This is a genomic window from Exiguobacterium sp. s189 (assembly GCF_018617615.1).
In the GTDB taxonomy this organism is placed as follows: domain Bacteria; phylum Bacillota; class Bacilli; order Exiguobacteriales; family Exiguobacteriaceae; genus Exiguobacterium; species Exiguobacterium aestuarii_A.
Window position 1 is genome coordinate 26,750 of record NZ_JACSKM010000013.1, and the last position, 23,645, is coordinate 50,394.

General features: G+C 48.0%; 26 protein-coding genes. 21 read left to right on the forward strand and 5 right to left on the reverse strand.

Annotation, left to right across the window (positions count from 1 at the left end; translation table 11 throughout):
• Window positions 1-6 precede the first annotated feature (6 nt).
• The 16 genes from dnaB to KNO99_RS13500 all read left to right on the forward strand — a co-directional run bounded on the left by dnaB (window position 7) and on the right by KNO99_RS13500 (window position 16,285).
• Window positions 7-1,359 carry a replicative DNA helicase gene (gene dnaB / locus KNO99_RS13425; RefSeq protein ID WP_015880235.1) on the forward strand — a complete coding sequence of 451 codons (1,353 nt, stop codon included), beginning with the start codon at window positions 7-9 and terminating at the stop codon, window positions 1,357-1,359.
• A 158-nt stretch (window positions 1,360-1,517) separates the two neighbouring features.
• Window positions 1,518-2,807, forward strand: coding sequence for an adenylosuccinate synthase (locus KNO99_RS13430; protein ID WP_074034026.1), 1,290 nt, complete (start codon window positions 1,518-1,520; stop codon window positions 2,805-2,807).
• 121 nt (window positions 2,808-2,928) lie between these two features.
• The gene (gene yycF / locus KNO99_RS13435; RefSeq protein ID WP_015880237.1) at window positions 2,929-3,639 is read left to right on the forward strand and encodes a response regulator YycF; all 711 of its coding nucleotides are present in this window, start codon (window positions 2,929-2,931) and stop codon (window positions 3,637-3,639) included.
• A gap of 3 nt (window positions 3,640-3,642) precedes the next feature.
• Window positions 3,643-5,484 carry a cell wall metabolism sensor histidine kinase WalK gene (gene walK, locus KNO99_RS13440; RefSeq protein ID WP_074034022.1) on the forward strand — a complete coding sequence of 614 codons (1,842 nt, stop codon included), beginning with the start codon at window positions 3,643-3,645 and terminating at the stop codon, window positions 5,482-5,484.
• A complete protein-coding gene (gene yycH, locus KNO99_RS13445) occupies window positions 5,484-6,866 on the forward strand; it encodes a two-component system activity regulator YycH (RefSeq protein WP_214749529.1) in 1,383 nt (460 codons plus the stop codon). Before walK ends, yycH begins: the two co-directional genes overlap by 1 nt.
• The gene (locus tag KNO99_RS13450; RefSeq protein ID WP_214749532.1) at window positions 6,853-7,677 is read left to right on the forward strand and encodes a two-component system regulatory protein YycI; all 825 of its coding nucleotides are present in this window, start codon (window positions 6,853-6,855) and stop codon (window positions 7,675-7,677) included. Before yycH ends, KNO99_RS13450 begins: the two co-directional genes overlap by 14 nt.
• A gap of 13 nt (window positions 7,678-7,690) precedes the next feature.
• Complete coding sequence (locus tag KNO99_RS13455; RefSeq protein WP_074034013.1) at window positions 7,691-8,482, forward strand: MBL fold metallo-hydrolase; 792 nt, start codon at window positions 7,691-7,693, stop codon at window positions 8,480-8,482.
• Between the two features lie 51 nt (window positions 8,483-8,533).
• Window positions 8,534-9,793, forward strand: a complete 1,260-nt coding sequence (locus tag KNO99_RS13460; protein WP_214749535.1) for a S1C family serine protease — start codon at window positions 8,534-8,536, stop codon at window positions 9,791-9,793.
• 37 nt (window positions 9,794-9,830) lie between these two features.
• Window positions 9,831-9,992, forward strand: a complete 162-nt coding sequence (locus KNO99_RS13465; RefSeq protein ID WP_214696548.1) for a CxxH/CxxC protein — start codon at window positions 9,831-9,833, stop codon at window positions 9,990-9,992.
• An 83-nt stretch (window positions 9,993-10,075) separates the two neighbouring features.
• The gene (rlmH, locus tag KNO99_RS13470; RefSeq protein ID WP_214749538.1) at window positions 10,076-10,555 is read left to right on the forward strand and encodes a 23S rRNA (pseudouridine(1915)-N(3))-methyltransferase RlmH; all 480 of its coding nucleotides are present in this window, start codon (window positions 10,076-10,078) and stop codon (window positions 10,553-10,555) included.
• A gap of 71 nt (window positions 10,556-10,626) precedes the next feature.
• Window positions 10,627-11,388 carry a hypothetical protein gene (locus tag KNO99_RS13475; RefSeq protein ID WP_214749541.1) on the forward strand — a complete coding sequence of 254 codons (762 nt, stop codon included), beginning with the start codon at window positions 10,627-10,629 and terminating at the stop codon, window positions 11,386-11,388.
• Between the two features lie 84 nt (window positions 11,389-11,472).
• Entirely contained in the window at window positions 11,473-12,027 is a 555-nt protein-coding gene (locus KNO99_RS13480; protein ID WP_214749544.1) for a GNAT family N-acetyltransferase, read from the forward strand.
• Window positions 12,028-12,199: 172 nt separating this feature from the next.
• Entirely contained in the window at window positions 12,200-12,445 is a 246-nt protein-coding gene (locus tag KNO99_RS13485; RefSeq protein WP_214696564.1) for an acyl carrier protein, read from the forward strand.
• Window positions 12,442-13,848 (forward strand): AMP-binding protein, encoded by a 1,407-nt coding sequence (locus tag KNO99_RS13490; RefSeq protein ID WP_214749547.1) that lies wholly within the window; start codon window positions 12,442-12,444, stop codon window positions 13,846-13,848. The genes KNO99_RS13485 and KNO99_RS13490 overlap by 4 nt, the downstream gene beginning before the upstream one ends.
• A gap of 49 nt (window positions 13,849-13,897) precedes the next feature.
• Window positions 13,898-15,349, forward strand: coding sequence for an MBOAT family O-acyltransferase (locus tag KNO99_RS13495; RefSeq protein ID WP_214749549.1), 1,452 nt, complete (start codon window positions 13,898-13,900; stop codon window positions 15,347-15,349).
• A gap of 21 nt (window positions 15,350-15,370) precedes the next feature.
• A complete protein-coding gene (locus KNO99_RS13500; protein WP_214749552.1) occupies window positions 15,371-16,285 on the forward strand; it encodes a hypothetical protein in 915 nt (304 codons plus the stop codon).
• Between the two features lie 8 nt (window positions 16,286-16,293).
• Here the strand turns inward: KNO99_RS13500 and KNO99_RS13505 are convergent, their stop codons facing one another.
• Entirely contained in the window at window positions 16,294-16,551 is a 258-nt protein-coding gene (locus KNO99_RS13505) for a hypothetical protein (RefSeq protein ID WP_214749555.1), read from the reverse strand.
• Between the two features lie 72 nt (window positions 16,552-16,623).
• Between KNO99_RS13505 and KNO99_RS13510 the strand changes: the two genes are divergently transcribed.
• From KNO99_RS13510 to KNO99_RS13520, 3 genes are all read left to right on the forward strand, one after another.
• Window positions 16,624-17,100, forward strand: a complete 477-nt coding sequence (locus KNO99_RS13510; RefSeq protein WP_214749634.1) for a peptide-methionine (S)-S-oxide reductase — start codon at window positions 16,624-16,626, stop codon at window positions 17,098-17,100.
• 117 nt (window positions 17,101-17,217) lie between these two features.
• Window positions 17,218-17,739, forward strand: a complete 522-nt coding sequence (locus KNO99_RS13515; protein ID WP_214749558.1) for a sigma-70 family RNA polymerase sigma factor — start codon at window positions 17,218-17,220, stop codon at window positions 17,737-17,739.
• Window positions 17,729-18,400 (forward strand): DUF3600 domain-containing protein, encoded by a 672-nt coding sequence (locus tag KNO99_RS13520; RefSeq protein ID WP_214749559.1) that lies wholly within the window; start codon window positions 17,729-17,731, stop codon window positions 18,398-18,400. Before KNO99_RS13515 ends, KNO99_RS13520 begins: the two co-directional genes overlap by 11 nt.
• A gap of 228 nt (window positions 18,401-18,628) precedes the next feature.
• Here the strand turns inward: KNO99_RS13520 and KNO99_RS13525 are convergent, their stop codons facing one another.
• Complete coding sequence (locus tag KNO99_RS13525) at window positions 18,629-18,871, reverse strand: hypothetical protein (RefSeq protein WP_214749562.1); 243 nt, start codon at window positions 18,869-18,871, stop codon at window positions 18,629-18,631.
• Between the two features lie 19 nt (window positions 18,872-18,890).
• On the reverse strand, window positions 18,891-19,523 hold the full coding sequence (locus tag KNO99_RS13530) for an HNH endonuclease family protein (protein WP_214749565.1): 633 nt from the start codon (window positions 19,521-19,523) through the stop codon (window positions 18,891-18,893).
• A 280-nt stretch (window positions 19,524-19,803) separates the two neighbouring features.
• On the opposite strand from KNO99_RS13530, the gene KNO99_RS13535 reads away from it, so the two are divergent.
• Window positions 19,804-20,997, forward strand: coding sequence for a DUF4317 domain-containing protein (locus KNO99_RS13535; RefSeq protein WP_214749568.1), 1,194 nt, complete (start codon window positions 19,804-19,806; stop codon window positions 20,995-20,997).
• A gap of 14 nt (window positions 20,998-21,011) precedes the next feature.
• Window positions 21,012-21,440 (forward strand): hypothetical protein, encoded by a 429-nt coding sequence (locus tag KNO99_RS13540; protein ID WP_214749571.1) that lies wholly within the window; start codon window positions 21,012-21,014, stop codon window positions 21,438-21,440.
• A 195-nt stretch (window positions 21,441-21,635) separates the two neighbouring features.
• Here KNO99_RS13540 and KNO99_RS13545 read toward each other — a convergent pair whose 3' ends face one another.
• Both KNO99_RS13545 and KNO99_RS13550 read right to left on the reverse strand, forming a co-directional pair.
• Window positions 21,636-23,081 carry a DEAD/DEAH box helicase gene (locus tag KNO99_RS13545; RefSeq protein ID WP_214749574.1) on the reverse strand — a complete coding sequence of 482 codons (1,446 nt, stop codon included), beginning with the start codon at window positions 23,079-23,081 and terminating at the stop codon, window positions 21,636-21,638.
• Between the two features lie 109 nt (window positions 23,082-23,190).
• Window positions 23,191-23,562 (reverse strand): hypothetical protein, encoded by a 372-nt coding sequence (locus KNO99_RS13550; RefSeq protein WP_214749576.1) that lies wholly within the window; start codon window positions 23,560-23,562, stop codon window positions 23,191-23,193.
• Window positions 23,563-23,645: the final 83 nt, after the last annotated feature.

The following is a 23,645-nucleotide window of genomic DNA, read 5'->3' on the forward strand; positions in this document are numbered from 1 at the left end:
AGACGGATGAGTGATGCGATTCAAGTCAATACACCACCACATAGCGTGGAAGCGGAGCAAGCCGTCTTAGGGGCGATCATCCTCGATTCGGACCGGTTGATCACGGCCTCAGAGCGGGTCGACCCGGACGACTTTTATCGCGTCAGCCACCAGCGCATCTTTGAAGCGATGTTAAAAATCAATGACCGGGGCGAACTTGTCGACTTGGTCACGCTCAGTTCAGAGCTCCAAGCGCAAGGTATTTTAGACGAAATCGGCGGTCTCAACTATTTAGCGGAGGTCGCTGAATCCGTCCCGGCCATCGGGAACATCGGCTATTACTTGAATGTCGTCGATCAAAAAGCGGCACTTCGTCGTCTCATTCGAACGGCAACGAACATCGTTTCAGATGGTTATGAGCGTCAGGACGAGGTCGATTCTGTCCTCTCGGACGCGGAGCGGAACATTCTAAAAGTATCGCAACGGAAAGGGCAGTCCAGTTTCCACCCGATCGGTTCCGTTCTATCGGATGCCTATTCGACGATTGAAAAACTGCATCAGTCGAGCGGTGAAATCACCGGGATTGCCACAGGCTTCACGGATTTAGATAAGATGACGGCCGGTTTCCAACGAAACGATTTGATTATCGTGGCCGCTCGTCCATCTGTCGGGAAGACCGCATTCGCCTTGAACATCTCGCAAAACGTTGCCGTCCGTACGGGCGAGAACGTCGCCATCTTCAGTTTAGAGATGGGAGCGGAACAGCTCGTCATGCGTATGTTGTGTGCAGAAGGAAATATCGATGCCCAGCGCCTCCGGACCGGACGTCTTGAAGCGGAAGACTGGGGTCGCTTATCACTTGCGATGTCATCGCTCTCACAAGCGGGCATCTACATCGACGATACGCCGGGTCTTCGTGTCAACGAGATTCGGGCGAAGTGTCGTCGCTTGAAGCAAGAACACGGTCTCGGGATGATCATGATTGACTACTTGCAGCTCATCGTCGGGAACGGGAAACCGGGCGAAAACCGACAACAGGAAGTATCGGAAATCTCGCGTACGCTCAAAGCGATTGCGCGTGAACTTCAAGTACCTGTGATCGCCTTGTCACAGCTCTCTCGTGGGGTAGAGAGTCGTCAAGACAAGCGACCGATGATGTCGGATATCCGTGAATCGGGAGCGATTGAGCAGGATGCCGATATCGTTGCCTTCCTCTATCGTGATGACTATTACGATAAAGAGAGTGAAGACGCCAATACGATTGAAATCATCATTGCGAAACAACGTAACGGTCCGACCGGTACGGTCAAGCTCTCCTTCCGGAAAGAGTACAACAAGTTCGTCAATATGGAGACACAAGCCTTCGCACCACCGATGTAACGTCGGTGGTGTCTTTTTTTATATAGGTGATTCACAAAATAACGAACGAATAGTTACATGTTATATAAAACGTTCGGTATTGGATTGACTTTCTCGCTTTTCAAGTGTACACTTACGGATGGTTTGAACAGAACGTTGATCAATAAGGAGGATTCATTATGTCATCAGTAGTCGTAGTGGGAACGCAGTGGGGCGATGAAGGGAAAGGGAAGATCACCGATTTCTTATCGAAACAAGCCGAAGTCGTCGCGCGTTATCAAGGGGGAGACAACGCTGGTCATACGATCGTCTTCAATGATACGAAATATAAACTTCACCTCATTCCGTCGGGTATCTTCTATTCGGATAAGACGTGTGTCATCGGGAACGGAATGGTCGTCAACCCGAAATCACTCGTGACAGAACTCGCTTACTTACATGAGCGCGGTGTGAGCACGGATAACCTTCGTATCTCGAACCGGGCGCACATCATCTTACCGTATCACCAGCTTCAGGATCGTTTAGAAGAAGATGCGAAAGGTGATGCGAAAGTCGGGACAACACTTAAAGGGATTGGTCCAGCATACATGGACAAAGCGGCGCGTATCGGGATTCGTATCGCAGATCTTCTCGACAAAGAAGTGTTCGCAGAGAAATTAAAGACCGTTCTCGAATTGAAGAACCGCATGTTCGTGAAAATGTACGAGGTCGACCCAGTCGAATTTGATGACATCTTCGAAGAGTACTACGCGTATGGCCAACAGTTTGCGAAATACGTGTGCGATACATCTGTCGTCTTGAACGATTCACTCGACGAAGAGAAGAAGGTTCTCTTTGAAGGAGCACAAGGTGTCCTTCTCGATATCGACCACGGAACGTACCCGTTCGTCACATCGTCGAACGCAGCGTCAGGTGGCGTATCAAGTGGTGCCGGAATCGGTCCATCAAAAATTCATCACGTTGTCGGTGTTTGTAAAGCATATACGTCACGCGTCGGTGACGGTCCATTCCCGACACAACTCGATGACGAGATCGGTCATACAATCCGTGAAGTCGGGAAAGAATACGGAACGACAACAGGTCGTCCACGTCGTGTCGGCTGGTTCGACTCGGTCGTCGTTCGTCACTCACGTCGTGTCAGCGGGATTACAGATCTTTGCCTCAACTCAATCGATGTGTTGACAGGTCTTGAGACGCTCAAGATTTGTACATCGTATGAGTACGAAGGAAAGCATCTTGACGAATATCCGCCGAACTTCCGTGTCCTTGAGAAGTGTGTACCGGTGTACGAAGAACTTCCTGGTTGGACAGAAGACATTACGGGCGTCCGTAACTTCGACGACCTTCCAGAAAACGCGAAACGTTACGTGCGTCGCATCGAAGAATTGACGGGTATTGAGTTATTGACCTTCTCGGTCGGACCGGCTCGTGAGCAGACGGTCATCTTGCGTGACATTTACGAAGCATAAGAAAGGGAGCCATTGCGGCTCTCTTTTTCATTTCCACGGAAATGGACCACGCTTTCTAAGCTGTATAAAAAGAGTTACAATGTAGGCATGTACGTTTAATGATAAGAGGAGGACTAACTGAATGGATCGTACGATTTTAGTGGTAGATGACGAACAACCAATCGCAGATATATTGAAGTTTAAACTTGAAAAAGAAGGTTACCAAGTGCATGTCGCATATGACGGCGAAGAAGCGCTCGTGAAAGTAGAAGAGATTCAACCGGATCTCATCTTACTCGACATCATGCTTCCACTCAAAGACGGCATGGAAGTATGCCGCGAGGTACGGAAGAAGTATGACATGCCCATCATCATGTTGACGGCAAAAGACTCAGAGATTGATAAAGTGCTCGGACTAGAGCTCGGTGCGGACGATTATGTCACGAAACCGTTTAGCTCACGTGAGTTGTTGGCTCGCGTCAAAGCGAACATGCGACGTCATGCGACGGCGCCGGCGCCTGAAGCAAAAGGGGCGAACGCGAACGATATCGTGATCGGCGACTTGACGATTCACCCAGATTCGTACATGGTGACGAAACGGGACGAGAAGATCGAGCTGACGCATCGTGAGTTCGAATTGATTCATTACCTCGCGCAAAACATCGGACAAGTGATGACGCGTGAGCATTTACTCCAAACGGTCTGGGGCTATGATTACTTCGGGGACGTTCGTACTGTGGATGTCACCGTACGTCGACTTCGTGAAAAAGTAGAGGACAACCCATCGACACCGACGTATATCATTACGCGTCGCGGGGTCGGGTATTATTTGAAGGCAGGAGAAGAAGATTAAACGATGAAACGGACGAACTTCTTTAAATCAATTCAGTGGAAGCTCGTCGTCATCTATGCGCTGCTCATTCTCGTTGCGATGCAAGTCATCGGCGTGTACTTTGTGCGTTCTTTGGAACGGCAATACATCAACAACTTCTCGCAGTCACTCGTCGACCGGGCGAACCTACTGAGCTATAACGTCAGTGAGGGGATCGCCGCGAACGAGAGTGACTCGACCACGGACCAGCAGTTGAACCAGTTACTGGATCAGCTGCTGTCTGACTTTACCGAGAGCACGACGCTAGCTGACGACATTCGAGAAGTCCAAATCATCGATACGAACAGTGTCGTACGGGCGACCTCGAACCAGAACAATCAAAGTCTCGTCGGACAACGGACGGCAAGTACGTTTATCCAGAAGTCATTCGCGACAGGCGGCGCCCAAGAGACGCTTGTCTATGAAGATTCGAATGACCGGATGCGCGTCGTCGCCGTTCCCGTCAAGTCAGAAGTAGACGGGACCACAATCGGCATGATCTATATCGAGGCATCGATGCAGTCTATCTATAACCAGATGGAACAAGTCATCCGAATCCTCGCAACCGGGACGGTCATTGCCTTGATCATCACATCCTTCCTCGGTATCTTGTTATCTCGAACGATCACACGACCGATTGCCGATATGCGTCGGCAAGCCGTCGAGATGCGAAAAGGGAACTTCTCGCGGAAAGTTAAAGTGTATTCGGATGATGAGGTCGGTCAACTCGCCTACGCGTTTAACGAATTGACGGATGAGTTGATGGAAGCGAATGCGACGACAGAAGCAGAGCGTCGTCGGTTGACGAGTGTCCTCGAAAACATGTCTGACGGTGTGGTTGCGACCGACCGTTCGTTACGGGTCATCTTAATGAACGACCAGGCGCGTGACATGATTGGGGTCGATGAAGAAGAAGCGATGGGTATGAACTTGCAGAGCCTTCTCGCGTTTGAAGAGGAAATCGTCATTCCAGAGGACGGGACGATGCCAGCGAAACTGATTGACCTTAGTACGGATGAGGAACTGTTCCTCGTTCGAGCCTATTTCTCACCGATTCAAAAACATAGTGGACCAATCACAGGTCTTATCGTCGTCTTACATGACGTCACCGAACAAGAGCAAGTCGAACAAGATCGCCGTGAATTCGTCGCAAACGTCAGTCACGAGTTGCGCACGCCGCTCACGACGATGCGTAGTTATTTGGAGGTCCTTGCGGAAGGGGCTTATCAGGATGATGAGTTGGCGCCGCGCTTCTTAGAGACGACGCAAAACGAGACAGAGCGAATGATTCGCCTCGTCAATGACTTGTTGCAACTCTCGAAGATGGACAGTAAAGAATATAAGATGCAGAAAGTGAAGTTCGACTTTGTGCAGTTCTTTAACGACATCATCGACCGTCACGAGATGACGAAAGGAGACGCGATTCAATTTCGTCGTAAGCTGATGAAACGTCGCGTGTACGTACATGCCGACCAGGATAAGATGACACAAGTGATCGATAACATCATCACGAATGCCATCAAGTTCTCGCCAGAGGGCGGTACGATCACGTTCCGGACGATGCTTCGGGCGAAACGCCTCGTCATCGGCATCAAGGATGAGGGAGTCGGGATTCCGAAGTCGAACTTGAAGAAAATTTTCGAACGCTTCTATCGTGTCGATAAGGCGCGGGCGCGTAATATCGGTGGGACCGGACTCGGTCTATCGATTGCCAAAGAAGTCGTATCCGCTCACGGTGGAGACATCTGGGCAGAGAGTGAATTTGGCCGTGGCACGACGATTTACTTCACGATTCCGTTCGATACGATTGTGGAGGTGAATGATTGATGAAACGGTTTACGATTGCAAAGCCAGAACTGTGGAAGTCGTTCCTTTTGCTCACGTTAATCGTCACGTCGATTGTTCAAACCATCATCTTGTGGGATTACCATCCCACGTATCAGGCCGTCCAATCGGAGACGCAATTGACGACGGTGGACGAGTCACTACAGCGTCGTGCGAATCAGGTCATCATCCCGACTCAAGCGGTCGTGCATGACAACAATGCCGTGTTCGCTTCGAAGAATACACCGAAGCAGTTGATGCGGGTCATTCGGGATACGTTTGAAGCAAGTGAATTCAAACCGCTCGCCGCAAAAAATGTCCCGAGCTTTTACACGGATATCAACGAAGGACTCGAATTGATTTTACCGGAAGCCTACTATGCGGACACGCTCAGCTATATGCTGCCGGGCACGTACAGTCTGTCTGGGAAAATCCCGCAACGTGTGCTCATCTACATGGAAGACAATGCGTTTACCATCCGGACGATCATGAGTGACCAATCCATTTGGGAAGGAAAGCTGACGAAGGTCGGAAACGGCGACGTGAACAGTCTATTCCTAAAAAACTCGAGTCGGACGATGAAGCGAGTGACGTATACGGATGAACGCGTGAACTATATCCCGGTCGTCGGACCGGAGATGAATGAGTTGTTCGCATATGACGTATCGTCGATTCAAATCGATGCGCGCCTCGACTGGATGCGGGACACATTCTTCCCAGGCGACCCGAACGTCCAAGAAGTCGACCCGGCGAGTTCAGTGGGGGCATTGACGAACGGTGTCAGCGTGGCGGAATATGACGCGAAGTTGAACGCGAGTCGCTATCGGAACTTATCGCGAAACAGCACCGAGCGGGAAACGGCACTCGGATTGGATTCGATTGTCGAATTCGTGAATTTCCATGGTGGATGGGTCGACGAGTCTTCTGAGAATCAAGGACTCTCGCTTCGCTTCGATGCCATCACACCGGCGAACAAAGGCTTTGAAACGACCGTATTCCGTTTTCATGTGAAAGGATTCCCGGTCTTTAGCCAACGTGAGGCGTTTATCAACAATGACGCCATCGACTTATCCACATTGCGTGTGGAAAACGACGGGGCGCAAGTCCGGTCCATCACACGACATCACTTAGAGATTGACCGCTTGATCACAGTCGGTACGACGCAGCTGGCTGACGCAGACGAAGTACTCGGGACACTCATCAACTCTGGACGGTTTGAGAACGTGACCGAGATTCGAATCGGCTATGAGATTGAGTATAACGAGGATACGAGCCGATATGTGACGTTCTCACCGAATTGGTTCGTGCGTGAAGCGGGACGTTGGGTCCCGTACAACCAGTCAGAAGATTGGACAGAAAGGATGATGTATCGTGGATTGGAGTAAAGCGAAAACCATTTTAATCTTCGCCTTCCTTGCCTTGAACATTTATCTGTTGTTCCAATTGGTGACTGAGACATGGGCGACCGAAGTCGTAACGAACGACAACACGTCGATTGCACAAATTTTAGACCAACGAAATGTCGACCCGGTCAAACTGCCACGAATGGGTCGGGATATCGGCTATTTGACAGGGTCGTCTGAAGAAATGTCGGCCGCAATGATTACGAAAAATCGAGAGGCACAACTGGCAACGACGCTCGACAATATGCAACTCGAAGTCGAGCTGAAACAGCCGGTACCGCTCGATGCAAAAGAGTTGAGAACAACGGCTTCAACGTTTGTTGCGGAATATGTCCCGTTCGGAGAAGAATATGCCTACTGGCGATATGATGAAAAGACGAGACAAATCGCCTTCGTCCAAACGTTTGAAGACAATAAGATTTTCTCGGCACCTGAAGTTGAGGGAGATTCGGAGATGTATATCGGACCGTCCCTCATCTTGATTCAATTGAATGAGGCGTTTGAAGTGACGGATTATAAGCAACGTCACTTGAAAGACATCTCATCGAAACCACAAGACGATCTCGTGTTAACGGCCAGTGAAGCCATCTCTCAACTCGCGTCACGGAAGTATTTCCAACCGAACCAGGAGATGCGGGCCATCAACACCGGTTTTTATAGCTTACCCCTCGACAGCTCTGGCGGTTTGATTATCATGCCACCGCTCTGGTCGGTCGCAATCGACGATCATGTGTATTTCGTCAATGCCATCGACGGAACGGTAGAGCGCGTCGAGTTTGAAACGAAAGAATGAAAGGAGTGATGGTGTGAGTTTACAGTATAGTGTGTTAGCGAGCGGGTCGACCGGGAACGCCCTCTATATCGAGACGGAACGGACAAAGCTGCTCGTCGATGCCGGATTGACCGGGAAAGCGATGCAACAACGCATCGAAGCGATCGGTCGGTCGTTTGATGGGATCGATGCACTGCTCGTCACCCATGAGCACTCCGACCATATTAAAGGAGTAGGGATATTAGCGCGAAAGTATAACTTACCGATTTATGCGAATGCGAAGACGTGGGCGGCGATGGAATCACTCATCGGAAAGATTGACCCAGCGTTGAAGTTTCACATCGAGGTCGGGGACATCAAGCAGTTCGGTGATATCGAGATTGAAACGTTCAACGTCAGTCACGATGCGGCGGACCCGATGTTTTATCAGTTTGCCCACGACGGGAAACGCTTGGCCCATATCACGGATACGGGCTACGTCTCAGACCGGATGAAAGGGGTCATTCGTGGAGCTGACGACTTCATCTTCGAGTCAAACCATGACGTCTCGATGCTTCAGATGGGTCGTTACCCGTGGAGCGTCAAACGACGCATCCTTGGGGACTACGGCCACGTCTCGAATGAGGATGCCGCGATTGCGATGAGTGAGGTCATCGGTGACCGGACGAAACGGATCTATTTGGCGCACTTAAGCAAAGACAACAACATGAAAGAGCTAGCGCAAATGAGCGTCTCGCAAACACTCGGCATGCGAGACGTCGACTTAGGTCGGATCAAATTGTGCGACACGGACCCGACAATCCCCACTTCGCTCGTTTCTTTATAAGGAAACTTGGGAAAAGACAGTTATCACACTGTCTTGAAGGGGGGACGCGTCGTGAACGAAGAGAGACACCATGAGTATGAACCTCAAGACGTCGAACCTGAAGTACACGAAGCAACAGAAGAAAAACCGACGTATCCGTCTCGGAGCGAATGGCGTCCGAAGCAAGAGGAACACGTACGCCACAAGCCGAGACCGAATATAAAACCGTTGTTACTCGGAGGGGTTGGCGGATTCTTAGGAGCGGCTTTGTTTTTTGTCACAGTGATGCTCTGGGATTCGCCGACCTCTCGTTTTGTGACGAATGAACTGACGCGGACCGAGCAAGCTGTGACCGTCACCGAATCCGACGTCACAACGGCAGTTCTCGGAGCGAAGACGTCCGTTGTCAGTATTACGAACATTCAGCGGGCCTTCACTTCGGACTCGCAATGGGAGGCGGGCGCTGGTTCTGGCGTCATTTATAAAGTGGAAGGAAACACGGCATACATCGTCACCAACTTCCATGTCATCGAAGAAGCGGATGAAATCAATATCGCCTTCTCCGACGGTCAGATTGCGTCAGCGACCATTTTAGGTGAAGACCCGCTCAACGATTTGGCGGTCGCAGAAGTGGAGCTGCCGGATAATATCGATGCGAAACCGATCGTGCTTGGCGATTCGACCGTGCTGCAAGCCGGTGAGACCGTCATGGCCATCGGAAATCCGCTCGGTGTCTTCTCAAACTCGGTCACCCGTGGTATCGTCAGTGGTGTCGAGCGGACGGTGCCGGTCGATACGAATAGCGACGGCTTGATGGATTACAACGCAGAAGTCATCCAGACCGATGCGGCAATCAACCCAGGGAATTCGGGCGGTGCTCTCATCAACATTCGTGGGGAGCTCGTCGGGATCAATTCGATGAAAATCGCCGAAGCGAGCGTAGAAGGGGTCGGTTTCTCGATTCCGGTGAACGTGGCGCTACCGGTCATTGACATGTTAGAGCGTGACGGCAAAGTGACACGGGCCCAGCTCGGGGTCACGATTCAAGAAGTCATTGCCGTACCCGGTAACGTCCGGGAAGAATACGGCATCTCATTCGACCAAGAAGACGGTGTCTTCGTCGAAGAAGTGACACCAGGTAGTCCGGCTGAAGAAGCGGGACTTCGCGTCGGCGATATCATCACGCAAATCGGAGATCGCGAGATTAAACGATACGTTGATTTACGCGATGCACTCTATCGAGATGCAACGGTCGGTGATACGATTACGATTGAGTATTTACGTCGCGGGGAAACGAGAGAAACCGAGGCGACGTTAACTGAAGCAACTTAAAGAAGCGGCGACGCTTCTTTTTTAAGGAGGAAAAACTGTGGAAAAAAAAGTATGCAAGGAACATGTTGAAATCGCTTTAGACATCATTGTGGATGAAACAGGGGAGTACCCGTTGTTAGAGGAATTATCCACAAGTGAACAAGTGACATGTGAGTTCTGTGAAGCCGACGCAACATATGTTGTGTCAAGCAAAAACTAATTATCAACATGTGGATTTGTGGATAACTCTGTGGATAACCCTATGGATAACTCCAAAAAAACTGTGGAAAAAGGAAGAATTGGATGAATATTTCAATTATCACTGTCGGCAAACTAAAAGAAAAATATTTAAAGCAAGGAATTGCCGAGTATACAAAACGGCTCTCTGCCTACGCAAAAGTGCAGGAAATCGAGGTCTCAGACGAAAAAGCACCCGAACATTTGAGTGAGGCAGATATGTTACTAGTAAAACAAAAGGAAGGCGAGCGGATTTTAGCGAAGATATCCCCAGACACGCACGTCATTGCCTTGGCGATTCAAGGGAAGCAGCGGACGAGTGAAGCGTTCGCCCGTGAACTCGATCAACTCGCAACGTATGGAAAGAGTAAAATTGCCTTCGTCATCGGAGGATCGCTTGGTCTGTCGGACGATGTGATGAAACGAGCGGACGATACGATTTCGTTCTCAAAAATGACGTTCCCCCATCAACTCATGAAGCTCGTATTGTGTGAACAAATTTATCGGGCGTATCGAATTAATCGGAATGAGCCGTACCATAAATAAATATTTTCAAAGAGTCATGTAGAACATTGTTTTATACTTGTTCTAGATGACTTTTTTAGGAGTTGAATTATATGGGTGTTTGGGGAGTAGCGATTTTATCGAATGACCTTGCCGAAGATATTCGGTTTATATACAAAGATTTACTAGGGGACGGGTATTCGAATGAACAAGCGAGTGAAAAGGTCATTCAAGAGTACATAGATGAGTTAGATGCTGAAGAAATGACACTTTTTTGGCTTTCCTTTGCACTTATTCAATGGAAGCTAGGACGGTTACAAGGTCATGTAAAACAAAATGCTGTAGAGATTATTGACAGTGGAATCGAGCTAGAAAATTGGAACGATGATTTAAAGTTAAAGAAGAAAAGAGAGGCCGTTCTTCTTAAGTTAAAACATCAATTGAATCAGCCTCAGCCCCTGGCTAAAAAGATTCCTAAGCGCTTTGTAGCGGATACGACGTTTAAATCAGGAGACATTGTCAGTTTTCAGATGGACTCTTCCGAATATATCCTGTTAAAAGTGATTGATATTATTGAGCAATGGACACGTGATCGGTACCCAATTTTTGAGATATACGATTGGCAGGGAAAAGAAATTCCTTCATTAGAGGAAATCAGTACATTGAGATTAAAGACCGGATATTATGATGACGATGAGGACATGCCTCGAAAAATTGCCGTGTATCAGTCTGGTAAAAGGGATCTATTCGTCAAGCGGGCTAGTCTCATTGCTGAAGATTTTCCTGTAACGAGTGATACGGAACCACCTTACACCTTGTTATCTTGGAAGAGCCTCAACACACTTATAGATGAGATGAATCTAAATAAAAACTAGATTGGACGATAGGATTCATCAAAACGATTGATTTTGCATCGGACTGTAATAATCTCAATCAAGGAAATGGAGCTACAGCCAAATATGAACCACACCATCAATCTTCTAACAAATCAAATTGCTCCCGATTTTCTAACAACCTTCGATCGCTTTCAGGAAACGCATCGCATCTATGCCGTGGATTCAAATGGTGAGCTTTATCAAAAAGACGAGCATTATATCGATGAATGGGATGATGCGAAAAAACAACAGATCATTGATATTCTCAACTACTACATTGACCGTGGCGGCGTTGTTGTGGCAATCCAAAAAAGTGAAACGTTACTTGGATTTGCTGGACTGGATGGACACCTGCTCGGAACGGAAGGCCAGTATTTGAATTTGGGCTTCATTCATGTGAGTCGTCCTTGTCGCGGTCAGGGAATCGGGAAGGTGTTATTTGAACGTGTCTGTCAGGCAGCAATCGAACGAGGCACGAAAAAGCTATACATCGGAGCGAACCCGGCCGTCGATACGTATCATTTCTATGAAGCGATGGGATGCATACTAGCCGAAGAAATCGTGCCAGAAATCTATAAAGAAGAACCACTCGATTTACAACTCGAATATGTTTTATCGTCTTCTGAGACCGCATCGTAACGATGTGGTCTTTTTCATGTACAAAATCGCTCAACTCCAGGCTTTTTCTCCTGTGAAGAATTGACCGATTTCGAAAAATTGTGATAGAATCACAAGGCAAATGATTATCATTATCAGTCAATAAGAATAGATGAAATCGAACAGTTGGAGTGAACGTGAAAGGATGAATACAATGAGCACGCTTGAAGCATATAACATGGCATTTAAAAACGGATTGGAATTAGAGGACGATGTGGTTCTCGAGGACATGAAGCTCGGAGAATCGACGGAATGGGATTCGATTGGACACATGACACTCATCGCAGAAATCGAGGATGCGTTTGACGTCTATATCGACTCGGATGAAATGACAGAGTTCCATTCGTATCAGTCTGGCATCGCGTTGCTGCAGCGCCTCGGTGTGGACATCCAATCATGACGCTTTTTCAAACACTCGAGCAGTACACGGATCGTGAGGCGGTCTATGCGGACCGTTCTTACACATACGGCGAGATGTTGGAGGTCGGCGACTCGATTTGTCAGGAAGTCGGCGAACGGTCGCTCGTCTTCTGTCTATGTACCAACCGGGTCGAGTCGCTCTTCGGCTATGTCGGTTTCATTCGGGGACGCGTTGTACCCGTCTTGTTAGACGCGGATATCCCAGCCGAGCAATTACAGAAGTTGATGGAACGGTATGAACCGACGCACGTATGGGCACCGGAATCAAGAAACGATTTGGCGAACTCGTTGGATGCTTACTATGGTTACGGTGGTTACGCCTTGTTTGAAACAGGAGCAACAGTTCACCATGAACTTCATAAAGAGTTGGCCCTTCTGTTGACGACTTCAGGGAGTACCGGAAGTCCGAAATTGGTCCGTCTCACGTATAACAACTTATTAGCAAACGCCACGTCGATTATCGACTATCTCGACATCGATCAAACGGATAAACCAATCACGACCCTTCCGATGAACTATTCGTATGGACTCTCGATTATCAACAGTCATCTATTGAAAGGGGCGACCATCATCCTAACAGATCGCTCGATCGTTCAAAAAGAGTTTTGGGAGTTGTGTCGTGCTGAGCAGGCGACGACGTTTGGTGGGGTACCGTTTCATTACGAGATGTTGAAACGGTTGAAGTTTGAGACGTATGATTTGCCAAGTTTGAAGAAGTTGACGCAAGCGGGTGGAAAGTTAGACCCAACGCTCGCCCATCACTTCACGACGGTGTGTGAAGAAAAAGGGATACAGTATTTCATCATGTACGGTCAGACGGAGGCGACGGCCCGGGTGTCGTATTTACCGGATCGGATGCATGCGAAAAAAGCAGGGAGCATCGGAATTGCCATCCCTGGTGGAACGCTCTCGTTACGAGACGAAGCCGGAAATGACATCAAAGAGGCGAACGTGACAGGCGAGTTAGTATATCAAGGCGACAACGTGTCGTTTGGGTATGCGACCTCGTTAGCGGACCTTTCAAAAGGTGACGACAATCACGGTGTCTTGCGTACAGGAGATATGGCGTATCGCGACGAGGATGGGTATTTCTTCATCGTCGGCCGCATGAAGCGCATGATCAAACTATATGGAAGTCGAATCAGCCTGGACGAAGTCGAGGCTCTCCTTCGAGAGCACGGACATGACTGTGTCTGTGCCGGGGAAGACGACCAATTATACGTGTATACGTTGCAAGATGACGTCGCACGCATTCAAAAAATCATCAAAGAACAAATTAAGGTGAAAGGTGTTCGGGTGATGCAGATTGACGAGATTCCACGTAATTCGTTCGGAAAGATTCGTTATGCCGCATTGCCGAAGCGAGAACTTGTGACCACCTGATTGTCAGGAATCGGTACATCGTCAAGTTTCATAACATCAGGTGGTAAATATGACTTTTATTTCGATTGAATTTCTCTTATTTTTAACAATCATCGTTGGAACGTATTACGTGGTCCCGCATCGATTCCGATGGGGGCTCCTTCTCTTAGCGAGCTATGTCTTTTACGCTACGTTGAGCGTCCAATTCATTCCGCTCCTGTTGATTAGTACCGCCTTCACTTATGTGATTGGGATTTTGATTGAGAAACAGGAAAAGAAAGAACAGAAGAAGCGGCTCATGTGGGTTGGGGTCTCCGTTCTTGTCTTCTTCCTCGGATGGTTCAAATATTTTAATTTCGTCAATGATTCGCTCCGTTCGTTCGCCGCATGGAGCGGATTTGATTATGACGTGCCTTATAAAGAGATCGTGTTGCCCTTAGCCATCTCGTTCTATACGTTCCAAGCCATCAGTTATGTCGTGGACGTCTCACGAGGGAAGCAAAAAGCAGAGCGTCATTACGGCTATTTTTCGGTCTATTTCGCCTTCTTCCCGCAACTTGTGGCGGGACCGATTGAGCGAGCGAAAAAGCTGCTTCCCCAGCTGAAGACGGAGCAGCATCTCGACTACGACAATATCAGCTATGGGATTCAGCGCATCATTTGGGGATTCTTCAAGAAGACGTTGATTGCTGACCGGTTAGCCCCGATTGTCGCAAGTGTGTTCAATAGTCCAGACCCGACCGGTTCGGAGATTGTACTCGCGACGATGCTGTTCTCCATTCAACTGTTCGCCGATTTCTCGGCATGTAGTGATATTGCCATCGGCTGTGCCAGATTGCTCGGGATTCGCTTATCGGAGAACTTCAAACAGCCACACTTTGCCGTATCGATTGCCGACTTTTGGAACCGCTGGCACATCACACTCTCGATGTGGTTGCGGGATTATATCTTCATGCCGCTCGCGAAAGGGAAGAAAAAGCGCGAGCAGATTTATGGTGCCATCCTTGCGACTTTCTTAGTGAGTGGAATCTGGCACGGTGCCGCGTGGAATTTCGTCTTATGGGGACTCATTCATGGAATTTATCGTGTGTTCGGAGACCATACGAAACAGCAACGCGAAAAAATGGCGTCATGGGTTGGGTTTGACCGCGTGCCGACACTGCATCGTTGGTGGAAAATCGCCATCACGTTTCAGCTCGTCTGCTTCTCGCGCGTCTTCTTTCAATCGCATTCGATGGCAGAGGCGTTCTCACATGCCAAACTGTACGTGACACCTTCTTCATGGGCACCGTCAGGCATGATGCAGGCAATTCAAATGTTCTCATTGCTCAATTTGATCATCTTCCTCGTCGTCTTTGTTGTCGTTCACCTGTTCCAGCATATTGAACGGACGAAAGGTTCGGCTTGGGATTGGATGGCACGTCAGTCTGCCGTGACGAGCGTGGCGATCAACTTGTTCTTGATTGTTTCGGCGTTCTTATTTGGTGTCTCGAGCCAAGGATTTGTGTACGGTGGGTTTTAAGATGCAAGGAAAGGAATTAGCATGAAACGTTTAGGAATCAAAATCGTCGTTGTGTTACTCGTCATGATTACCATCTTCATTCCCGTCAACGAGTTCGTGAAAGACTCGTGGGAATACAATAATAACCGGCCCGTCCTTGCCTTCAAGGAGGACCCTCATCCTGTCGACATCATCAATCTCGGAACGTCCCATGCGATGTACGGGTATTATTTTAAACCGACCGGATTGTCGCATCTCGACTTGGCGTTACCGAGTCAACCGATTGAATATGATTTGAAGATGCTAAAAGAATACGATGAGCACTTGAAACCAGGTGGGGTCGTGATCGTATCCTTATCTCAAATCACATTCAGCAATTCGGACGTCGGTCGGAAGGCCAATTACTATCGCGTCTTGGACCGTAAAGACATCGAGCCGGTCAGCCTGTTTCAATATTATACGCATGAACAGTTCCCGGCATTGAATAGTGGCAGTGTTTATGCCGCGATTTCCCGGGAAATCCGAGATTTTCGGTTTGATGCGCATAAGCCATGGGAGAATGGTGGGCTGAACTACTCCGAGCGTAAGTATGAGGAAGTGGCCGCTCAATATGAGAATGCCGTGAACAATCATGAGATTGAAGAAAACATGGCGCATTTACAAGACATCATCGACTACTGTAAACAACAAGGGTATCGTGTCGTCTTGGCGATGGAGCCGGTACACGCGTCATACCATGCGTATTTTGATGAAGACGTCATGGAGCGCCTCGTGTTTCAGCATGTAGAGAAGTTGGATTTAGATGTCCCGTTCCTCAATTATATGGGGGATGAACGATTCATTCATGAGCAGTCGTTCTTCCATAACCCGGACCATTTGAACGGTGATGGGCGGACGCTGTTGTCTACACTCGTTTATGAAGATTTGAAGCGGTTGGGGTACATTCAAGAACAATGACTTCGTATTCAATCGAAAAGAATGCTCGCGAACGTCCATAGTATCACTAGCATCGACAGGAACGAGACGAATACCGTCTGATTCGATACCCGTTGCTCCGCAAAGCGTCGAAATAGTCGTTCGAGGATTGTTTGGCCGATGACGACCGCTATAAAGATGATCGCCATTTCAGCGAATAGAGAATAGTCGTTACGAAAAATAAAGATCATGGCAACAAAGAGGATGATGGAGCTGGTCAATGTGGTGAGAAAACGTTGTTTATTCAATCAAATCCCTCCCTTCTCTCATCATTACGTGTATGCTTTAGAAAAGATTCAAATAGACGGGGAGTGATTCACATCGAAACGATCTATTTAGCGGGCGGATGTCTATGGGGTGTCCAGGAGTTTGTGAAGACGTTACCGGGTGTCCTTTCAACAGAAGCGGGACGCGCGAACGGGACGACCGATACGGTGGACGGAGAGTATGACGGTTACGCAGAGTGTGTCAGAACAACGTTTGATCCGGACGTCGTGACGGTCGAGGATTTGATGCATTACTTGTTCGAAATCATTGATCCATACAGTATCAACCAACAAGGAATCGATATCGGGGAGAAGTATCGAACGGGAGTCTACAGTGAGGAGTCACGACATTTGATGGAGGCGCAAACGTTTATTGATCGACGCACGGATGCAGAACGAATCGCTGTTGAAGTCAAACCGCTCACGAACTATGTTCGGAGTGCGGATGAACACCAGGATCGCCTGACGCGTTGCCCGGACGATTATTGTCATATACCGAAAGATTTGTTAACGAAATATCAGACCGTTTAATTAACAAAGGTGTCTCTCCGAGATACCTTTTTCATTTTTTTCCAAATGAATAAAGCCAAATGCATGAGTTTCATGTCTAATAAGTGTAAGGGAAAAAACGAAAAGGGGGGACGTTCGATGAAACGTCTCATTCAGAAAGCGCAGCGAGGCAATGATCAAGCGTTCTTAAAGATCTTTCAGCATTACGAGGAAGACCTATATCGGATGGCCTATGTGTACGTCAAAAATCCGGACGATGCGCTAGACGTTGTACAAGAAGTTGCTTATCAAGCTTTTAAAAAAATCGGGACGTTACGGGAACCACAATTTTTGAAGACGTGGTTGATGAAAATCACCATCAACTGTGCACTCGATGTGATGAAAAAAAGACAGAACGTGATTCACTTGAATGCAGAGGTGGAAGAGGCGTTCGGGATTGAACAAACAGATCTTGCGATGACGATGACACTAGCTGACATGATGGAGTCCCTTCATGAGGACGAACGCAGTGTGGTTGTACTGAAGTATTACCAAGACTATACGTTTCAACAAATCTCAGATTTATTGGAATGGCCGATCGGTACGGTGAAGACAACCTTATATCGAGCTGTCGCTAAATTGAGACGTGAATGGAAGGAGGCCGATTGCTATGAATCATGAGATGAAACGAATGTTGGCGGACATCGAAATTCCAAGTGAACTGCGTGAGCGGAGTCGCCAAGGTGTGAAGCGAGCGAAACAAGAAATGCGCCGGGAACCAGGATTTATCCGTCGGCGGTTGATGACGGTCGGAATCGCGGCGGCACTACTCATCCCGACTGGTGCATTCGCCTATCAATCCCTGCTTGCAGATGAGTTATACGGTTCGTTTGATGAGATGAAAGTACATATCGTCAGCGCTACTTTAGAGAAATATTTGTTATTGGATGCTAAATTGAATCAAGCGAAAGGGGTACTCGGTGAGGCAGAGTATGAGGAGTTCAAGCAAGGTCTGAGTGTCTTCACGGATACGCGAATCGCCTATGGAAATGCGAATGGAAACGTTGATTATGAAGCAATTCCGAAAACGGAACGAGCGGAAGTGAAGCAGGCACTTGCCGACATTCAGCCATACTTCGATCAATTGAACAACCAGCCTGTTGCACGTGATGTGTTGACTACTGATGAATATGACGCATACATCGAAGCGCTCATGCGAGAAGAGTCGATTCGGGTACGTGCTGGGGAGTACGTTGAAGACATGCCGGATGAGTTGCGACAGTCTTATGAAGAGGCACTCGCGATTATTCGAGAGGTCGATCGGAAGCAACAACAAAACTAGTCAAGGTTCATAAGGATGGGAAAATATGTTATCTTCATCATGTTCTAATTCAGAAAATGAAAAAGAGGTACAAACATGTTCACATTCGGCATCATTGGTGGCGCGAGTTTTCTTTTAGTTGCGTTTATATTCGGCGTGACGTATCTTGTCGTCCGATCCATTATAAAAATGATGAAAAATTAAAAGAAGGAGTCGGTCACTCAAATCGAGTGATGGACTCCTTCTTTTTTACGTCCGCTCGAGAATATTCACGAGCATCTGATGGATGACGTCATGGTCGTTCGGGTCATGCAGCTGATATGGACTGCCGGGGAGCGTGTACACATCTTTCGCTCCGACATAAGTGATGTGGAGTGTCAAGGAACCATCTTCCTGACACGCCGTCGTCAATTCCAACTCGCCACTGATGACACCGACTTCTTCCGTCATGACACCGTGGGTTGCCTTAAAGGTGGAAGTAAGTTTGTTCATGAATGACTCCTTTTCTGTCTCAATAAATACAAGCGTTGATGGCTGTCGTGAGTGCTGACTTCTCTGACGATTGAAGGCTCAAGCCCCAACGGCTTTTCGTTTCGACCCACATCTTCGCATACGCACAACGCGCGCCGGTGCGAGGTGGTTGCCATGTCGACGGGTCTTGGTCTCCTTTTGAGCGGTTCGATGAAGCGGACACCGCGATCAACTGAGGACCGTTCAAGTCGTTCGCAAAGCTTTGACGTTTGGTTGTCGTCCAGCTGCTTGCGCCAGAGCGCCATGCTTCAGCGAGCGGGACCACGTGGTCGATATCGATGTCAGATGCCGACGTGAACGTCAACCCATCATAGTAACTGTACCATGAGCCGGTCGTTACCGGACATTGGTCGACGACCGAATCAGCGTCCCGTTTCAAGACGATGTGACGCGTGTTACATCCACTTCCTTGACTCGACCAGTGTGGGAAGAGGTCCCGACTGTATCCTGTCATCGACCCTTCATTTTTGACCGTGAGCGCATTCAGTTTCGTGAGTGCATCTGTTTTCGAAGGGATATTCGGCGGGAAAGCAGAGACCGGTGTCGCGTCAAATGACGCTGAAATCCAGACAAGCAATGTGACGAGTGCGACAGACATGAGTTTCTTCAACATAAAAAGCCTCCTACTATGTATTTGGAATGAACACTTGTCGAGCAAGTGGGCAACCTTTCATCAACCAAAAAGTGAGACAAACATCACGCAATAAATTCAACTTGATCATACACATGACGATTTTGAAAAAGTGTGAAAATCTGCAAAATGATTAGAAAGACTATCGCAAATCCTTCTCTAGCATTAGCGAACGATCTCGTGTTATTTCTTTGGAACTAGTGAGCGATCAGGACTGGTATAATGAATGACATGGATCGAGAGAAAAGAAGAGGTGGATGGAATGAACAAGAAAGAGATTGCGGCGATTCGCCGACAGTTTAAAGTGAATGCGACGAAGCTGAAGATTGCTGACTTATATACGATTTACATTCGACAGGAAACGAATGAGATTTATTATGAAGAGTTGCGTCCGTTCCCGTTCCTTGAAGAAGAACAGCAAGAACTGTTTTTGACGAACTTCAAAAAAGTGCTCGGTGGGAAACTTGATGAAAAGTTATTTGAAGTGAAGTTCCAATATCCGGAGGAAGGTCAGGTCGACCATACGCAAGGATTGCTGTATGAAGGACTTCGTACGGAAGAGACCGACGTCTGGACGGACTATATGCAGCGGATCGCGTTAAAGATGGTAAAGGACACGCCATTTGAAAAAGACATGGTCGTGACGTTCATCCGGGGTAATTATAATAAGCCGACGAACCGGCACTCGGAAGAGTCTGAGATTCATGCGAACGATGAAGTGTATACGACGAAGTTCATCCTCGGCAGTATCAGCCCGACAGAACTTCCGAAAAAGTCACTCGTCTTTGACTTCGTCGAGCGAGAATTCAAAGCGAGTTTGATTGTCAATCCAATCATCAAACTCGAGGCGCCAATCGGTGGATTCTTATTCCCGTGTTTCACCGATAATGCGGCCGATGTGAACCATGTCCTCTATTCGGCACATAAAGCGCACCAACCGGATATGACATTCATTGAGAGTGTGTTGAATGGTTCGGAAATCGTTACAGCAGTGGAAGAGAAGGCGGTCTTCGAAGAAGTGGTGAAAGCGGTCATCGGGGAAGAAGTCAATTCACGGACGCTCGCGACCGTTTACGATGAGATCAATCAAATCATTGTCGCCGAAGAAGAGAACGAACAGGAAGAAGAGAGGATCGCAATGCTCGACTCTCGTGCGGTCGAGGTCGTCCTTCGGGCGAGCGGTGTGGAAGATGTGACGACAGAAAAAGTCGAGCAGGCGTTCAAACAAGTCGTCGATGACACGAAATATGAGATGAAAGCGACGAGTGTCGTTCCGAAATATACGTCAAAATCGATTAAAATCAATACGAAAGTCGCCAATATTTCCGTCAGTCCACAAGATCTGAAATACGTGAAGCAAGTGAACTATAAAGGAAAGCCATGCTTGTTGATCGAAGTGGAGGAAGAGACAGAGATTGAAGGATTCAAGCTCATCTCTGAAGAGTCGCTAGACTGACTGGGGGAAAATCGATGCATCCGCTTGAGCTGATTGACCTGTTAGTTGTATTCGCCATCGTGGTTGTATTGACTTTGCTGTCGTTTCAATTTCATGGGAAATGGCGCAGGCGTATACGGGTCGCGACGGTGTGTTGTATATTAGCGTACGGAATATTCTATGCAGTTCGTCCTTATTGGGTGAATCAACAGGTGCAGGAAGAAAAAATAGTGCTCGAAGCGTATCTCAAGGACCGATATCCGACCGAAATCATCACCGTCCGCTCTATTCCTTATGGGGAGGACGGATTGGAGAGTATGAATCCTCATACATTGTTCGTGAAATTTTCGACAGAACCGGATGCAGAGTACACATATCTCGTGAGTCGTGACGAATCGATTCATCAAACGAGCCACAGTTCAACCATCGATTCAAAATTTGATTTTCTTCACTTGGAAGACTGAGCCCAAACGATAGATTGGGCTCTTTTTTGACAATCGAGTGAGGAAGGTTGAATTTGAGATTTGATACAGGTATGATGCAGGTGAAAACGTTTTCCGGAATCCATATTTTTTTAATGTTTACCGAAAGCGCTTTCGGTTATTGCGAGGTAATAAAAAACCCCAAAGACGAATATCATCTTTGAGGCTGAATCTGCATTATTTACGTGCTTTGCTTACTTTTAATTTCTTCCCTTTGACCGGTGTCGTCTCCATCGCTTGAAGGACAATCGAACCTTTCCCGTTAAGGATATCGACGTACGTCATCTGGTCATTGATTGTGATGATCCCGATGTCGTCAGCAGATACGCCAGGAATTTTGGCAATCGTTCCAACGAAGTCGACAGCGCGAAGTTTTTTCTTCTTCCCGCCACTGAAGTGAAGCTTCATGATGTCCTGGTTAATACGAGCCGTCTTGTTGTTTCGAACGACACGTCGGCCACTCAACTTCTGCTCAAAGGCATCTTGGTTAGCCGCGACTTCCGCTTCTGTCGGCGCATCGATCATCGGAATCTCGAATTGAACGTATGATTCGATAGCTCCGATGAGACGTTCTTCCTGACGGGTCATGAGCGTGATGGCTGTTCCTTGTTTGCCGGCACGTCCAGTACGACCCGTCCGGTGCACGTAACTCTCCTTTTCGACAGGAACGTCATAGTTGATGACGAGTTCGACGTTGTCGACATCGATTCCACGTGCTGCGACGTCTGTCGCCACGAGGTAGCGGAAGTTACCCATCTTGAAGCCGTTCATGACGGCGAAACGGTCCTCTTGCTCAAGTCCGCCGTGAAGACGTTCAGCCGAGTAACCGGCTTTGTCGAGCTCAGCGTACACCGTATCGACGTTCTCTTTCGTACGGCAGAAAATCATACAGCTATCCGGGTTTTCGACGACCGTGATGTCTTGAAGGACAGCAAGTTTCTCGTTCCGATGAACGGGAAGTAAACGGTGTTCGATTGTCGAAGCCGTCATACCTGTCGATTCGATGGCGACACGTGCCGGAGCATTCATATGCTTCTGGCAGAGACGTTCGATATCTTGTGGGAATGTTGCGGAGAAGACCATTGTGACGCGATTTTTCGGCAACTGTTGAAGAATTTTCTCGACGTCGGCGAGGAAGCCGCGGTTGAGCATCTCGTCCGCTTCATCGATGATCAAGTATTCGATGCGATCGAGTGAGAGCGTCTCGCGCTCGATATGGTCCATGACGCGTCCAGGTGTACCGACGACGATATGTGTCTTTTGTTTCAACTCTTCACGCTGTTTCGAGAACGGTTCTTTCCCGTAGACGGCAGTCGCTTTGATTCGTTTGAAACGTCCGATGTTCGTCATGTCTTCCCGTACTTGAACGGCGAGTTCGCGTGTCGGCGTCAAGACGAGCACTTGCGGTTTGTTTTCGGCCCAGTCGATGAGCTCGATGACCGGAATCCCGAAAGCAGCTGTCTTTCCGCTTCCCGTCTGTGCTTTGACGATCAAGTCTTCGCGCTCAAGCGCACGTGGGATGACCTGTTGTTGTACTTCGGTCGGTGATTCGTATTTCATAATGCCTAACGCACGAGTAATCTCGTCGCTCAGGCGATAATCCGTAAATTGCTGTTTGTTCATGGGTAACCTCATTCTTTCGTGAAAACTTCTGCTTCAGAAAATTTCAATGTCTATTTGCAATACAGTCCATTATAGACCGAAAGACGGTAGGAAAGCGAATGAGAATCCATTATCCGAAGTCAGGCAACGTCGGGTCGGGTTGAATCACATAAAAAATAAACTGGTCATGAACATCTTCTAACTGTTCGATCAGCTCTTCATTTTGTTGTTGATATGCTTCTAGCAATTGAGGACATATGTAATGAACTGTTCCATCTTCACGAGCTAGGCTAGCGGTTTCTTCCTGATCAAATTGTAAAACTAACGGTTGTTGGCATGCTGTGCAGCAACCAATCTCCATCTTGTGAAAACCGATTTTTGCTCCCTCAATGAAACAAGCATCGCAATAATGCTTGATTGGATCACCGAAATGACCGAGTTCATCTGTATGGATGACTTCATGTTCGTTCAATGATTTATTGCAGCTGACGCAGTTATACATCAATAACACTCCTTTAGTGGTCTGTTCCAAAAACGTATCACGCGATGAGCTAATGCACAACTTTATCCATTAACAATATTTTT

Bases quoted from the DNA above. Each gene is read 5' to 3' on its own strand.
- dnaB (WP_015880235.1), top strand. From the start codon at position 7: ATGAGTGATGCGATTCAAGTCAATACACCACCACATAGCGTGGAAGCG.
- KNO99_RS13430 (WP_074034026.1), top strand. From the start codon at position 1,518: ATGTCATCAGTAGTCGTAGTGGGAACGCAGTGGGGCGATGAAGGGAAA.
- yycF (WP_015880237.1), top strand. From the start codon at position 2,929: ATGGATCGTACGATTTTAGTGGTAGATGACGAACAACCAATCGCAGAT.
- walK (WP_074034022.1), top strand. From the start codon at position 3,643: ATGAAACGGACGAACTTCTTTAAATCAATTCAGTGGAAGCTCGTCGTC.
- yycH (WP_214749529.1), top strand. From the start codon at position 5,484: ATGAAACGGTTTACGATTGCAAAGCCAGAACTGTGGAAGTCGTTCCTT.
- rlmH (WP_214749538.1), top strand. From the start codon at position 10,076: ATGAATATTTCAATTATCACTGTCGGCAAACTAAAAGAAAAATATTTA.
- KNO99_RS13475 (WP_214749541.1), top strand. From the start codon at position 10,627: ATGGGTGTTTGGGGAGTAGCGATTTTATCGAATGACCTTGCCGAAGAT.
- KNO99_RS13480 (WP_214749544.1), top strand. From the start codon at position 11,473: ATGAACCACACCATCAATCTTCTAACAAATCAAATTGCTCCCGATTTT.
- KNO99_RS13485 (WP_214696564.1), top strand. From the start codon at position 12,200: ATGAGCACGCTTGAAGCATATAACATGGCATTTAAAAACGGATTGGAA.
- KNO99_RS13490 (WP_214749547.1), top strand. From the start codon at position 12,442: ATGACGCTTTTTCAAACACTCGAGCAGTACACGGATCGTGAGGCGGTC.
- KNO99_RS13495 (WP_214749549.1), top strand. From the start codon at position 13,898: ATGACTTTTATTTCGATTGAATTTCTCTTATTTTTAACAATCATCGTT.
- KNO99_RS13500 (WP_214749552.1), top strand. From the start codon at position 15,371: ATGAAACGTTTAGGAATCAAAATCGTCGTTGTGTTACTCGTCATGATT.
- KNO99_RS13515 (WP_214749558.1), top strand. From the start codon at position 17,218: ATGAAACGTCTCATTCAGAAAGCGCAGCGAGGCAATGATCAAGCGTTC.
- KNO99_RS13520 (WP_214749559.1), top strand. From the start codon at position 17,729: ATGAATCATGAGATGAAACGAATGTTGGCGGACATCGAAATTCCAAGT.
- KNO99_RS13525 (WP_214749562.1), bottom strand. From the start codon at position 18,871: ATGAACAAACTTACTTCCACCTTTAAGGCAACCCACGGTGTCATGACG.
- KNO99_RS13530 (WP_214749565.1), bottom strand. From the start codon at position 19,523: ATGTTGAAGAAACTCATGTCTGTCGCACTCGTCACATTGCTTGTCTGG.
- KNO99_RS13535 (WP_214749568.1), top strand. From the start codon at position 19,804: ATGAACAAGAAAGAGATTGCGGCGATTCGCCGACAGTTTAAAGTGAAT.
- KNO99_RS13540 (WP_214749571.1), top strand. From the start codon at position 21,012: ATGCATCCGCTTGAGCTGATTGACCTGTTAGTTGTATTCGCCATCGTG.
- KNO99_RS13545 (WP_214749574.1), bottom strand. From the start codon at position 23,081: ATGAACAAACAGCAATTTACGGATTATCGCCTGAGCGACGAGATTACT.
- KNO99_RS13550 (WP_214749576.1), bottom strand. From the start codon at position 23,562: ATGTATAACTGCGTCAGCTGCAATAAATCATTGAACGAACATGAAGTC.